General features: G+C 72.8%; 10 protein-coding genes and 1 pseudogene. 4 read left to right on the top strand and 7 right to left on the bottom strand.

Translation table 11 applies throughout. The features are described from left to right. Positions 1 to 291 precede the first annotated feature (291 nt). Positions 292 to 1,365, top strand: a complete 1,074-nt coding sequence (locus RV983_RS15230; RefSeq protein WP_475986337.1) for a C40 family peptidase — start codon at positions 292 to 294, stop codon at positions 1,363 to 1,365. Between the two features lie 24 nt (positions 1,366 to 1,389). On the opposite strand, the gene RV983_RS15235 is transcribed toward RV983_RS15230, so the two are convergent. Both RV983_RS15235 and RV983_RS15240 read right to left on the bottom strand, forming a co-directional pair. Next, complete coding sequence (locus RV983_RS15235; protein WP_475986338.1) at positions 1,390 to 2,061, bottom strand: LuxR C-terminal-related transcriptional regulator; 672 nt, start codon at positions 2,059 to 2,061, stop codon at positions 1,390 to 1,392. Then, a complete protein-coding gene (locus tag RV983_RS15240; protein ID WP_475986339.1) occupies positions 2,058 to 3,365 on the bottom strand; it encodes a PspC domain-containing protein in 1,308 nt (435 codons plus the stop codon). Before RV983_RS15240 ends, RV983_RS15235 begins: the two co-directional genes overlap by 4 nt. 109 nt (positions 3,366 to 3,474) lie before the next feature. On the opposite strand from RV983_RS15240, the gene RV983_RS15245 reads away from it, so the two are divergent. Beyond that, positions 3,475 to 4,743 carry a PspC domain-containing protein gene (locus RV983_RS15245; protein WP_475986340.1) on the top strand — a complete coding sequence of 423 codons (1,269 nt, stop codon included), beginning with the start codon at positions 3,475 to 3,477 and terminating at the stop codon, positions 4,741 to 4,743. Continuing rightward, on the top strand, positions 4,740 to 5,000 hold the full coding sequence (locus RV983_RS15250) for a hypothetical protein (RefSeq protein ID WP_475986341.1): 261 nt from the start codon (positions 4,740 to 4,742) through the stop codon (positions 4,998 to 5,000). The genes RV983_RS15245 and RV983_RS15250 overlap by 4 nt, the downstream gene beginning before the upstream one ends. 66 nt (positions 5,001 to 5,066) lie before the next feature. On the opposite strand, the gene RV983_RS15255 is transcribed toward RV983_RS15250, so the two are convergent. From RV983_RS15255 to guaA, 3 genes are all read right to left on the bottom strand, one after another. Continuing rightward, a complete protein-coding gene (locus RV983_RS15255; protein WP_475986342.1) occupies positions 5,067 to 5,588 on the bottom strand; it encodes a DoxX family protein in 522 nt (173 codons plus the stop codon). 123 nt (positions 5,589 to 5,711) lie between these two features. Beyond that, on the bottom strand, positions 5,712 to 6,503 hold the full coding sequence (locus RV983_RS15260) for a class II aldolase/adducin family protein (RefSeq protein WP_475986343.1): 792 nt from the start codon (positions 6,501 to 6,503) through the stop codon (positions 5,712 to 5,714). Between the two features lie 89 nt (positions 6,504 to 6,592). Further along, positions 6,593 to 8,176, bottom strand: a complete 1,584-nt coding sequence (guaA, locus tag RV983_RS15265; RefSeq protein ID WP_475986344.1) for a glutamine-hydrolyzing GMP synthase — start codon at positions 8,174 to 8,176, stop codon at positions 6,593 to 6,595. Positions 8,177 to 8,454: 278 nt separating this feature from the next. Here guaA and RV983_RS15270 point away from each other — a divergent pair, with 278 nt between their 5' ends. Then, positions 8,455 to 8,742: a chorismate mutase gene (locus tag RV983_RS15270; RefSeq protein WP_475986345.1), complete on the top strand. Its 288-nt coding sequence runs from the start codon at positions 8,455 to 8,457 to the stop codon at positions 8,740 to 8,742. A gap of 511 nt (positions 8,743 to 9,253) precedes the next feature. Here the strand turns inward: RV983_RS15270 and RV983_RS15275 are convergent. Together RV983_RS15275 and RV983_RS15280 are read right to left on the bottom strand one after the other, a co-directional pair. After that, positions 9,254 to 11,077, bottom strand: coding sequence for a GMC family oxidoreductase N-terminal domain-containing protein (locus RV983_RS15275; RefSeq protein ID WP_475986346.1), 1,824 nt, complete (start codon positions 11,075 to 11,077; stop codon positions 9,254 to 9,256). Next, positions 11,077 to 12,697: pseudogene (locus RV983_RS15280) on the bottom strand (succinic semialdehyde dehydrogenase). The gene RV983_RS15275 and the pseudogene RV983_RS15280 overlap by 1 nt, the downstream one beginning before the upstream one ends. Positions 12,698 to 12,709 lie beyond the last annotated feature (12 nt).

A 12,709-nucleotide genomic window follows, 5' to 3' on the forward strand; every position in this document is an offset into this window, starting at 1 on the left:
CTCCTTCCGGCACATCGGTCACGGCTGGACCGCAAGCGACCAGGTCACCCGTCGAACAGCGGTCATCGCGTGACAGGTAGCGGCCGAATCGGACCAGTCCCGCACACTCCCCCGCCGCCCGGCGGCGCACAGGTTTAGCGTCCTGCCCCAGGTGGCCGATCCCCACTGCCGGCGGGACTCGTCGTCGGCATCGGCCACCCCCGCCGAAGGTCCGGCGGCGGCGCGGCTCCCCGTCCGTCCGCCGCCGGACCGCGGGCAGCAAGTCCGGCAGCTCGGAAGGAGTGACGGCGCGTGGCGTCGCACAGAAAGCCCAAGGAGCGCACCCTCACCGGCTCCACCGTGCGCACGGCCGCCACGCTCGCCATCGCGGGAGCGGCCTCGGTGACGGTGTTCGGTGAGACCGGGCACGCCGAACCCCGGCTGACCACCTCCGAGGCCAAGGCCCGTGTCGACCGGCTCTACGAGGAGGCCGAGCAGGCCACCGAGCGGTACAACGGCGCGAAGGAGAAGGCCGACACGGTCCAGCACCGGATCGATGACCTCCAGAACGAGCTCGCCCGCAGGACCGAGCGCCTCAACCGCACCCGCGACGGCCTGGGGTCGATCGCCACCGCCCAGTACCGCACCGGCGGCGTCGATCCGGCCATGCAGCTCGCCCTGGCCTCCTCGCCCGACCAGTACCTGGAACGGGCCGGGCTGCTGGACCGCATGAGCAGCCGTCAGAACGCCGCGCTGCACGCCCTCGGCACCCAGAAGCGCGAGGTCGAGCAGTTGCGCGCCGAGGCCGGCACCGAACTCACCGAGCTGCGCCGGTCCCGCGCCGAACTCGCCCGCCACAAGAGCACCGTGCAGGAACGCCTGGCCACCGCCCAGCGCCTGCTGGACGGGCTGACCGCGGGCCAGCGCGCCGCCGTCCTGGCGGACGGGGGCCAGGGCACGGCCCGCTCCGGCGATCGGGCCGGCCGCGCGGTCTCCGCGGGCTCACGGGCGGCCCTGGCGCCCGCGGTGGCCCCCAACGCCCGCGCCGCCCGGGCCGTGTCCTTCGCGTACGACTCCCTCGGCCTGCCCTACGTCTGGGGCGCCACCGGCCCGTCCTCGTACGACTGCTCGGGCTTCACACAGGCCGCCTGGCGGTCCGCCGGGGTGGAGCTGCCACGCACGACCTACACCCAGATCAATGCCGGCAGCCGCATCTCCCGCGCCGAACTGGAGCCCGGTGACCTGGTGTTCTTCTACTCGGGGATCAGCCACGTCGGCCTGTACATCGGCAACGGCATGATGATCCACGCCCCGCGCACCGGCGATGTGGTGAAGATCGCCCCCGTCGACCAGATGCCCTTCGCGGGGGCCGCCCGTCCCGCGTGAGCCCCCGCCGCCCGGACCCGGCCGTCAGACCAGCCGGCGGGCGGTGGCCCAGCGGGTGAGTTCGTGGCGGTTGGAGAGCTGGAGCTTGCGCAGCACCGCCGAGACGTGCGACTCGACCGTCTTGACGGAGATGTAGAGCTGCTTGGCCACCTCCTTGTAGGCGTAGCCGCGGGCGATCAGCCGCAGCACCTCGCGCTCGCGCTGGGTGAGCCGGTCCAGGTCCTCGTCGACCGGCGGGGCGTCGGTGGAGGCGAAGGCGTCCAGGACGAAGCCGGCCAGGCGAGGTGAGAAGACCGCGTCCCCGTCGGCGACCCGGAAGACCGAATTGACCAGGTCGGGACCGGTGATGGTCTTGGTGACATAGCCGCGGGCACCGCCGCGGATCACGCCGATGACGTCCTCGGCGGCGTCGGAGACCGACAACGCCAGGAACCGCACCGGGTGTTCGGCGGCCGCGCTCAGCCCCGCGCAGCGCTTGAGCACCTCGACCCCGCCGCCGCCGGGCAGGTGGACGTCGAGCAGTACGACGTCGGGCCGGGTCGCGGTGATGACCGCGACCGCCTGGTCGACGTCGGCGGCCTCGCCGACCACGTCCACGCCGGTCCGCTCGGTCTCGCCGATCTCGGCCTGGACCCCGGTGCGGAACATCCGGTGGTCGTCGACGAGGACGACCCTCACACGCCGATCGCTGCTCATGACGGCCTCCCTGGTCCCGAGTCCTGCTGCCGCTCCATCTCCAGCTCCACTTCCGTCCCCCCACCCGGCGCGGGGCGCAGCCGCGCCTCGCCGCCGTTGCGTCTCATCCGGCCGATGACGGACTCCCGTACGCCCATCCTGTCCGACGGTACGTCGTCCAGGTCGAAGCCGGGGCCGCGGTCGCGCACGGACACGAAGACCCTGCTCCCCTCGACCTCCGCGTACACCTGCACGGGCTCGTCGCCACCGTACTTGGCGGCGTTGACCATGGCCTCGCGGGCCGCCTGCATCTGCGCGACCAGCCGCTCGTCCAGCGGGCAGTCGCCGACGCACACCACCTCGACCTGGACGCCGTGCGCGTCCTCCACCTCCGCCGCCGCGCGGCGCACCGCCTCGGCCACGGTGGTCGGCTCGTCCTCGCGGCCGTTGCCCTCGGGGCGGTAGAGCCAGGCGCGCAGCTCGCGTTCCTGCGCGCGGGCGAGCCGGGCCACCTCGCGCGGGTCGTCCGCGTGCCGCTGGATCAGGGTCAGGGTGTGCAGGACCGAGTCGTGGACGTGCGCGGCGACCTCGGCCCGCTCCTGGGCCCTGATGCGCGCGAGGCGCTCCGCCGACAGGTCCTGCGTCATACGGACGAGGTAGGGGCCGGCGATGAGCGCGACGCCGACGAGCACGGCGAGCGTGGCCTGGAGGATGGTGCCGAGGTGGCTGACCGAGCCCCGCACGACGAGGAAGCCGGTCACCCCGACGCCCACCAGGATCACTCCGGCCGCGCCGCGCGCGACGGGCAGCAGCCGCTTGCCGCGGCTCAGTTCGGCCCAGCGGGCGCGGCGCGCGTTGTCCGCCTGCCGCCACACCAGCGCGACGCCGAGGCCGATCAGCAGCAGTGGCCAGATGTAGGCGTTGGCGGCGTCGAGGTCGAGGTTGTCCAGCAGGATGCCGAGGCCCACGGCGAGCGCGAGCAGCGCGACGATCTGGCCGCGGTCGGGCCGCCGCCCGGCGAGCCACGAGCGCGCGTCCCGCGGCTCCTTGGCCTCCACGACCCCGCCGACACCGAGCGGCACGACGAACCAGAAGACGGCGTACAGCAGGATGCCCAGCCCCTGGATGGTGGCCAGCACGACGAAGACCACCCGCACCCACGCCACCGGCAGCCCCAGGTGCCCGGCCAGACCGCGCGCCACGCCGCCGATCATGCGGCCCTCGGAGCTGCGGTACAGCTTGCGGACCGGCGGGTCGGCCGGGTCCGGCGGGGCGAAGTACGACGCCCCGGTGGACGGGGGTGTCTGCGGGCCGGCGGGTGACATGCCCCGATCGTCACACGTTTCGCGGACGGGGGGTATCAGGGTTGGCCCCCATGCGCGGTCAGGGTCGTTCCGGATACCGGCGGGCCCCTCGGGCCGCCACCATGGACCCATGACGGAGCAGTACACGCAAGGCGCGCCCGAGGCCGCCCCGCAGCGGCGCAGGCTCACCCGCAGCCGCGGGCGGAAGGTGATCGCGGGCGTCTGCGAGGGGGCGGGGCGGTACTTCGACATCGACCCGGTGGTCTTCCGGATCGTGCTCGGTGTGCTCGCACTCACCGGTGGTCTCGGGCTGGTGGCGTACGGCCTGGGCTGGCTGCTGATCCCGGCCGAGGGGGCGGGCGAGAACGGCGAGCCCACCGAGAGCGAGGCGCACCGGCTGCTCTCCGGCCGGGTGGAGGGCCCCGCCCTGACCGCCGTGCTGATGGCGCTGGTGGGCTGCGGGCTGTTCCTGTCGCTGCTCGGCAACGGGGGCAACCTCGCGTTCTCCCTCGGGCTGGTGGCGGCGTTCGCCGGCGCCGTGTACTGGTCGCAGCACCGGCAGCCGACGGCCCAGGCACCGGTGCCCGGAGCCGCCCCGCCGCCGCCCACCCAGCCGCCGCCCGTCCCGGCCACCGCGGCGTGGTGGAAGGAGGCCCCCGCCGAGGACGCGGCGTCCGCCGCGGGCGGAGGGGGCTACCTGTGGGGGCCGGACGACGGACCCGCCGACGAGGAGCGCGACGGCCGCGAGTGGCGGCGGCGCCGGCAGGCGGTCCGCCGCGAGGGGGCCTGGCTGGGGGTGCCGGTCTTCTTCATGGCGGTGGGGGCGGCCACGGCCTGCGTCGCGGCCACCTGGAACTCCCAGCCGCTCGGCACGGCCCTGCAGATCGGTCTCGCCGCCGCGCTGGCCGTCTTCGGCCTGGGCTTCGCGGTGAGCGGGTGGTGGGGACGGCTCGGCGGCGGCACGGTCTTCATGGTCGTACTGACGGCGGCCCTGCTGGTCGGCGCCTCGGTGCTGCCGAAGTCCGTCGGTCACGAGTGGGAGCACCGCACCTGGACGCCGGCCACGGTCGCCTCCGTGCAGACCTCCTACGAACTGAGCGCCGGGCAGGCGACGTTGGACCTGTCGCGCCTGGAACCCGGGGGACGCACCGTCGCCACCCGCGCACATGTGGGCGCGGGGCAGCTCGTCGTCAAGGTCCCGGCGGACGTCACCCTGGCTCTGCATGTGAACGTGGGCCTCGGCGACGTCCAGCTGCCGGGCGACGCGGAGGAGGACGTGGACGTGCAGCCCGGAGTGGACAAGACGGTCAGGCTGGAGCCGGTGGACGGGAAGAAGTCCGCGGGGACACTGAAACTGGAGGTCGACATGGGCGTCGGACAGGTCCGGGTGACCCAGTGAGACGGCACGGCTTCCGTCCTTCCGCCCTCTTCACCGCACTGGTGCTGCTGGGCCTGGCCGCGGTGTTCCTGCTCGATGCCGCCGGCACCCTCGTCCTGCCGCCGCAGGTCGCCGTCCCCATGACCTCCGCCGGCCTCGGGCTGGCGGCGCTCGGGGCCTTCATCGCGCGTTCGGCCCGTGCGCGGCGCGGCGGGCCGCCCCCGGAGCTCTCGGACGCCCCGGCCCGCGACCACCGCCCGCACCGCGACGGCCGGTAGCCGGACGCGGGGGCCGGCAAGGGGCGACACGCCCCTCACCGGCCCCCGCACACCGGTCCGCCCGGGTCAGCCGTGGAGGCGGCGCCCGCGTCGTCCCCTGCGGCGGGCGATGGCCGCGTCCACCGACAGCTGCGGCGCCCCGGCGAGTACCAGGGGGAGCCAGGCCATCAGGTAGATCAGGTCGTTGCCGTAGTAGTACGGCTGGGTCGCCCAGCTCACGGTGAGCCAGAGGCTCAGCGAGATGACCGCACCGCCCAGGGCGGCGATCCGGCTGAGCAGCCCGATCAGGGTGCCGATGCCCACCGCGACCTCGCCGAAGGCGATGGCGTAGCCGAAGCCGTGCGGGCTCTTGAGGGCCAGGTCGATCATCGCGGGGACGGCGGCGCTGCCGCGCACCCCGTTGAGTGTGCCGACCAGGGAACCCGGTGCGGAGTCGGTGAAGAAGGTGTCCGACAGCAGCTTGTCGAATCCGGCGTAGACGAAGGTCACGCCGAGGAAGATGCGCAGGGGCAGCAGCGCGTAGCGCCGGGCGGTGTCCCGCCACGGTCCCTGTGAGGGATCCGTCCCCGAGTCTCGTGTTCCGCTCATGCCCGCTATACCCGTCACACTCACGACGTCCGCCCTCTCGCGTCCACGCCCGGTCCGATACCCCCTCCCGGATCGGTTCTCCGGGAGCGCCATAGGCGGATACGTACGCCAACCGTCCACGGTTCAATCAAAAAGCTCGGAATCCTGACGGACTATGCGCTCATATGTCGGCTGATAGTTGATCCACGCGACCAGATCATGTCCCAACTGTTCGCGGGTGGCGACCGCGTCGTCATGGCCGATCAGCACCGGCGTGCCCGCCGCCTTGGCGCTGAGCTGCACCTCGCAGGCCTTTTCCATGGTCATGAACCACCATGCCGCGGCGTCCACCGTCTCCCCGACCGTCAGCAGCCCGTGGTTGCGGAGGATCACGCCCTTGCGGGTGCCGAGCACCACGGCGACACGCCGCGCCTCGGCGTCGTCGACGACCACCCCGGTGTAGGTGTCGTACACCGCGTGGTCCTCGTAGAAGGCGCACGCCTCCTGGCTGATCGGCTCCAGCCGCTCGCCGAGCGCCGCCAGCGCCCGGCCGTACGTGGAGTGGCTGTGGACGACGGCCACCGCGTCGGGGCGGGCCAGGTGCACATGGGCGTGGAGGGTGAACGCGGCCTGGTTGACGTGGTGACGGCCCTCCACCACCGCACCCTGCTGGTTGACCAGGATCAGTTCGCCGACGCCGACGTGCGCGAAGGGCACCCCGAAGGGGTTGACCCAGAAGTGGTCGGTCAACTCCGGGTCGCGGACCGTGATGTGGCCCGACACGCCCTCCTCGAACCCCATCCGGCCGAACGCCCGCAGCGCCGCCGCCAGTCGCTCCTTGCGGTGCCGCCGCTCCGCGGCCGGCTCCTCGAAGGTCGGCGGCAGCGCGAAGTGCAGCTGGTCCGGAGGCACGGGCTGTGGCGCGGTGTCGGTCATGGCGCGGAAGTTACCCCGAGGTACCGCAGATGAACAGGGGCGATACGAGGTTTCCCCCGTACCGCCCCAAGCCGGCCCCACTCAGGGACTCACTCCCACTCGATGGTGCCCGGGGGCTTGCTGGTGACGTCCAGCACGACGCGGTTGACGTCCGCCACCTCGTTGGTGATGCGGGTGGAGATGCGGGCCAGCACCTCGTAGGGCAGCCGCGACCAGTCCGCGGTCATGGCGTCCTCGCTGGAGACCGGGCGCAGCACGATCGGGTGACCGTAGGTGCGGCCGTCACCCTGGACGCCGACGGAGCGGACGTCGGCCAGGAGCACCACCGGGCACTGCCAGATGTCGCGGTCCAGACCCGCCGCGGTGAGCTCCTCGCGGGCGATGGCGTCGGCGTCGCGCAGCAGGTCCAGGCGCTCCCTGGTGACCTCGCCGACGATGCGGATGCCGAGGCCCGGGCCCGGGAAGGGCTGGCGCTGGACGATCTCCTCGGGCAGACCGAGCTCCTGGCCGACCATGCGGACCTCGTCCTTGAAGAGCTTCCGCAGCGGCTCGACGAGCTGGAACTGCAGGTCCTCGGGGAGGCCGCCCACGTTGTGGTGGGACTTGATGTTGGCGGTGCCGGTGCCGCCGCCGGACTCCACCACGTCCGGGTAGAGGGTGCCCTGGACCAGGAACTCCACCGACTCGCCGTGCGCGCCGGCCTCGGCGACGATCTCGCTCGCGGCCTGCTCGAAGACCCGGATGAACTCCCGGCCGATGATCTTGCGCTTCTCCTCGGGGTCGGAGACCCCGGCGAGCGCGGCGAGGAAGCGCTCCTCGGCGTCGACGACCTTCAGCTGCACGCCGGTGGCCGCGACGAAGTCCTTCTCGACCTGCTCGGACTCGCCCTTGCGCATCAGGCCGTGGTCCACGTAGACGCAGGTCAGCTTCTCGCCGATGGCCTTGTTGACCAGGGCCGCGGCGACCGCGGAGTCCACGCCGCCGGACAGGCCGCAGATGGCCCGCTTGTCGCCCACCTGGGCGCGGATCGCGGCGACCTGCTCCTCGACCACATTGTGCGTGGTCCAGTTCGGCGCGATGCCCGCGCCCCGGTACAGGAAGTGCTCCAGCACCTGCTGGCCGTGCTCGGAGTGCAGCACCTCGGGGTGGTACTGGACGCCGTAGAGCTTCTTCTCGTCGTTCTCGAAAGCGGCGACCGGCACGAGGTCGGTGGTCGCGGTGACGGCGAAGCCCTCGGGGGCGCCGGAGCAGGTGTCGCCGTGCGACATCCACACCGAGTGCTCGGACGGGGTGCCCTCGAAGAGCGTCGAGCCGGTCTTGCCCACGTGCAGCGGCGTGCGTCCGTACTCACGGGCACCGGTGTTGTCGACGGTGCCGCCGAGGGTGATCGCCATCAGCTGGAAGCCGTAGCACATGCCGAAGACCGGGATGCCGGCCTCGAAGAGGGCCCGGTCCAGCCGGGGGGCGTGCTCGGCGTAGACCGAGGACGGTCCGCCGGACAGGATGATCGCGGCGGGCCGCTTGGCCAGCATCTCCTGGACCGGCATGGTGCTCGGCACGATCTCGCTGTAGACCCGGGCCTCGCGGACACGACGGGCGATGAGCTGCGCGTACTGCGCCCCGAAATCGACGACGAGAACGGTGTCGGGGGCGGCTGGGGTCGCTGATGCCACGGTGGGCCTTCCGGCGGGTCGAACGTGGGGTCCCTGCCGATTCTACCGGGGCCTACGGCTTTACTTCCCCGCCCCGAGGAGTCACACTGTCCGCCATGTTCAGCAGCACGCACTTCGCGTTTACCTATGGCACCGGCTGGTCCGGCTGCCATGGTCGTGCTGTCTGATCGCGGAAACGCATTCCAGACGTCACCAGGCGCCCCGGGCCACACGGCCCGGGGCGCTTGGCGTATGCCTCCCCGGGCGGGCCAGGGACCCCGACCCCCGAGGAGAGACCCATGAGCGGCACGGCAGCACCCACCGGACAGGACCACGCCCCGGACGCCGAGACCGTGATCGCCGGCGCGCGGCAGCGCATCGACGGCCTCGACGCGCGGATCATCGCGCTGATCCGGGAACGGATGACGGTCTCGGCCGGAATCCAGCGGGCCAGGATCGAGTCCGGCGGCCGCCGGGTGCACCTGGCCCGCGAGATGGAGGTTCTCGGCCGCTTCCGGCGCGAGCTGGGCCGGCCCGGCACCGCCCTGGCGATGACCCTGCTGGAGCTGTGCCGCGGCCGCGTCTGAGGAGCGGAAGGCGATGCCCCCCGGACGGGCCGTGTGACCCGTTCGGGGGGCATCACCCGTACGGCACGTGACCGCCTCCGGGTGCCTTCGTTGAATCCGTTGTCCGTGCCAGCCAGGCGCGGTCACCTTGGGCCAGGGGTAGCAAGGACAGCAGGAACAACAGACGTCGAAAAGCAGGACACCACGCGTGGACACCGCTCAGACGCAGCTGGGCGGGGTGGCACCGGAACGATGAGGCGCGCCCGCGCCTAGTGGAAGCACCGCGGGCCCGCCGTGGGACCTCGTTCCGGTGGATGTGACCGGACGGCAGGGGACAGCAGCCCGGTCACGACTCGAAAATGGCGGTCGGCTCCGGGGACGCCGGGGGCCGGCCGCTCTGCGAGGAACACACTACTCATTTCGCGGCACTTGGACGGACATCCGGCCCACGATCGAGTGAGTCGCCGTCCGCCGCCCGGAGACGAGGGCGCACCGGCACGGTGCGGACCCCCGTCTGCCGTTCCGGCGGCCGTCAGGACGCGGGTGGCACCGGCGGGACCGGGAGCAGCGGCAGGCGCAGGGCGCCGAACGCCTCCCCCGGTACGACCGGCTGCTTCGGCTCGACCGGCGTGAGGCGACGGTAGACCTCGCCCTGGGCCGGACGCGGGTCCGCGTCCCCCTTGTTGGGCCACAGCGACATCGCCCGTTCCGCCTGCGCGGTGATGGTCAGCGACGGGTTGACGCCGAGGTTCGCCGACACGGCGGCGCCGTCCACCACATGGATACCCGGGTGCCCGAACAGCCGGTGGTACGGGTCGATGACGCCGTGCTCCGCGTCCTCGCCGATCGCGCAGCCGCCCAGGAAGTGCGCGGTGAGCGGGGTGCCCATCAACTCGCCGACGTTGCTGCCCGCGAAGCCGTTGATCTCCTCGGCCAGCAGCCGGGCCGCCTCGGCGCCCTCGGGGATGAAGTCCGGGTTGGGAGCGCCGTGCCCCTGGCGGGCGGTGAGCAGGCCCTTCCCGAGGCCCTTGGGCTTGCGGTACGTGGTCAGCGAGTTGTCCAGGGACTGCATGACCAGGCCGATGATGGTGCGCTCGGACCAGCGGCGGTTCGACAGCGAGCGCATCAGCAGCACCGGGTGGCGGGCGCAGTGCGCGAGGTAGGCCAGGCCGCGCGGCAGTTTCGTGCCGTGCGGGACCTGGAGGATGGACAGGCCGCCCATCGAGTTGGAGCCCTTGCCGTAGCGGACCGGCTCGATGTGGGTGTTGTCGTTCGGGTGGATCGAGGACGTGATGGCCACGCCCCGCGTGAAGTCCACCCGCTTCTGGCCCGTCCGCTTCCGGTAGCGGCGGCTGTCGGTCATCGCGCCCACCAGGGCCTCGGAGTTGGTGCGGGTCAGCTCGCCGAGCCGGGGCGAGAGACGGGGCAGCCGGCCCGTGTCGCGCATGCGGTGCAGCAGGGTCTGCGTGCCGTAGGTGCCGGCCGCGACGACCACGTACCGCGCGCGCAGGACGCGGGGGGCGGCCTTGCGGCGGTCGGTGGCGACGACGGAGACGTCGTAGCCGCCCTGGGGGTTCTCCGCCAGCGCGGTGACCGTGGTCATCGGGTGGATCACCGCGCCCGCCTTCTCGGCGAGGTGCAGGTAGTTCTCGTTGAGGGTGTTCTTGGCGCCGTGCCGGCAGCCGGTCATGCACTCCCCGCACTCGGTGCAGGCCCGCCGGGACGGGCCGGCACCGCCGAAGTACGGGTCCGGCACCTCGCCGCCGGGAGCCGCCTCGGCGCCGCCGTCCCCCTCCCCGCCCGCGTCCTTGCCGTCGCCGAAGAACACGCCGACCGGGGCCATGTGGAAGGAGTCGCCGACGCCCATCCTCTCGGCGGCGGCCTTCAAGTGGACGTCGGAGGGGGTCATGGTCGGGTTGAGGCGCACGCCCAGCATCCGCTTGGCCTGGTCGTAGTAGGGCGCGAGCTCTTCCCGCCAGTCGGTGATCCGGCCCCACTGACGGTCCTCGAAGAACGCCTTCGGCGGCACGTAGAGGGTGTTGGCGTAGTTGAGCGAGCCGCCTCCGACCCCGGCGCCTGCCAGGATCATGACATTGTCGAGCAGATGGATCCGCTGGATCCCGTACAGCCCGAAGGCCGGGGCCCACAGATAGTCCTTGAGGTGCCAGGAGTTCTTCGGCAGGGTCTCGCGGGTCCAGCGGCGGCCCGCCTCCATCACGCCGACCGACCAGCCCTTCTCGGTCAGCCGCAGCGCGGAGACGGCCCCGCCGAAGCCGGACCCGATCACGATCACGTCGTAGTCCCGGGCCTGCTCCCGCACCTCGTCCGCGCTCCGCGCCATCGGCTCGTCCCCCATCAGCGGAGCCTCAGCGCCTTCATCGCGCGGAGGCTGCGGCTCATGAACGCCGCGTACTTCTCGTCGTCCATGCCCAGCGACGGGGCCATCGGCAGCAGTCGCTGCGTGGCCACGGTCTGCGCCTCGGTGTACTTCAAGATGCCCTCGGAGCCGTGCCTGCGGCCGAGGCCGGAGTCCTTCATGCCGCCCATCGGGGAGCGCACGCTGCCGTAGGCGGACGAGTAGCCCTCGTTGACGTTGACGGTGCCGCTGCGCAGGCGGGCGGCGACGCGGGCGCCGCGGCGGGCGTCCTTGGTCCACACGCTGGAGTTGAGCCCGTAGGGCGTGGCATTCGCGCGCTCGACGGCCTCGTCCTCGTCGGTGAAGCGGTAGACGGCGACGACCGGGCCGAAGGTCTCCTCGGTGCAGACCGCCATCGGCGCCTCCACCCCGTCCAGGACCGTCGGCTCGAAGAAGAACGGGCCGACGTCGGGACGCGGGCCGGCCCCCGGCGAGGACGGTCGCGCCCTTGGCGACGGCCTCCTCCACGTGCCGGGTGACGGTCTCCAGCTGGCGTTCGCCGGCCAGCGAGCCCATCCCGGCACCGTAGGCGAGGGCGGTGCCGAGCTTGAGGGCCCGGGTACGGGCGGTGAAACGCTCCAGGAAGGCGTCGGCGACCGACGCGTGGACGAAGAGCCGCTCGATGGAGATGCACAGCTGCCCGGCGGAGGAGAAGCAGGCGCGGACCGCGCCCTCGGCCGCCTTGTCCAGGTCGGCGTCCTCCAGGACCAGCAGTGCGTTCTTGCCGCCCAGTTCGAGGGAGACGCCGATCAGGCGGGCGGCGGCGCGGGTCGCGACGTCGCGGCCGGTGCGGGTCGAGCCGGTGAACGACACGTAGTCGGCGTGCTCGACCACGGCCGGGCCGACGACCGGGCCCTCGCCGATCACGATCTGCCACACGTCGGCCGGCAGCCCGGCCTCGATCAGCTGCTCGCGCGCCCACAGGGCGGTCAGCGCGGTCTCGGTGTCCGGCTTCATGACGACGGCGTTGCCCGCGACGAAGGCGGGCAGCGCGTCGCCGATGGACAGCTCCAGGGGGTAGTTCCAGGGGGCGATCTGCCCGACCACACCCCGCGGGTGGCGCAGCTCGCTGACCTTGGTCAGCACCGGGATCGCGCCCGTGTGCCGCTTGGGCCGCAGGTACGACGGGGCCTTCAGCCCGTAGTGGCGGGCCGCGACGGCGACGGCCTGCACCTCCTCGTGCGCGTGCAGCCGCGTCTTGCCGGTCTCCAGCTGGATGAGGTCCAGCACCTCGGCCTGCCGGCGCAGGACGAGGTCGTGGAACCGGAGCAGGACCGCCGCGCGCCGGCGGACCGGGGTGGCCGCCCAGGCCCGCTGGGCCTCCCGGGCCCGGTCGTACGCCGCCGCCACGTCCTCCGGCGTCGACTCGGGAAGCTCCGCCAGCGTCTCGCCGGTCATCGGCGTGTGGTTCGCGGTACGGCCGCTGCCGCCCACGCCCCGTGTGAGCCGTGCGACCAGTTCGGGGGTCACCACGTCAGCGGCCGTCCTGGTACCGGCGGGGGCGACCGGGTTGCCGTCGCCGGCCGGACCGGCGGGACCACTTGGGGGGAAGTCCGTCATGGCGGGAGAGTA

Source organism: Streptomyces sp. RLA123 (assembly GCF_056270165.1).

What these genes read in the sequence shown, in the direction of transcription:
- RV983_RS15240 (WP_475986339.1), bottom strand. Translation starts at nt 3,365, where the DNA reads ATGTCACCCGCCGGCCCGCAGACACCCCCGTCCACCGGGGCGTCGTAC.
- RV983_RS15245 (WP_475986340.1), top strand. Translation starts at nt 3,475, where the DNA reads ATGACGGAGCAGTACACGCAAGGCGCGCCCGAGGCCGCCCCGCAGCGG.
- RV983_RS15260 (WP_475986343.1), bottom strand. Translation starts at nt 6,503, where the DNA reads ATGACCGACACCGCGCCACAGCCCGTGCCTCCGGACCAGCTGCACTTC.
- RV983_RS15255 (WP_475986342.1), bottom strand. Translation starts at nt 5,588, where the DNA reads ATGAGCGGAACACGAGACTCGGGGACGGATCCCTCACAGGGACCGTGG.
- RV983_RS15275 (WP_475986346.1), bottom strand. Translation starts at nt 11,077, where the DNA reads ATGGGGGACGAGCCGATGGCGCGGAGCGCGGACGAGGTGCGGGAGCAG.
- RV983_RS15270 (WP_475986345.1), top strand. Translation starts at nt 8,455, where the DNA reads ATGAGCGGCACGGCAGCACCCACCGGACAGGACCACGCCCCGGACGCC.
- RV983_RS15235 (WP_475986338.1), bottom strand. Translation starts at nt 2,061, where the DNA reads ATGAGCAGCGATCGGCGTGTGAGGGTCGTCCTCGTCGACGACCACCGG.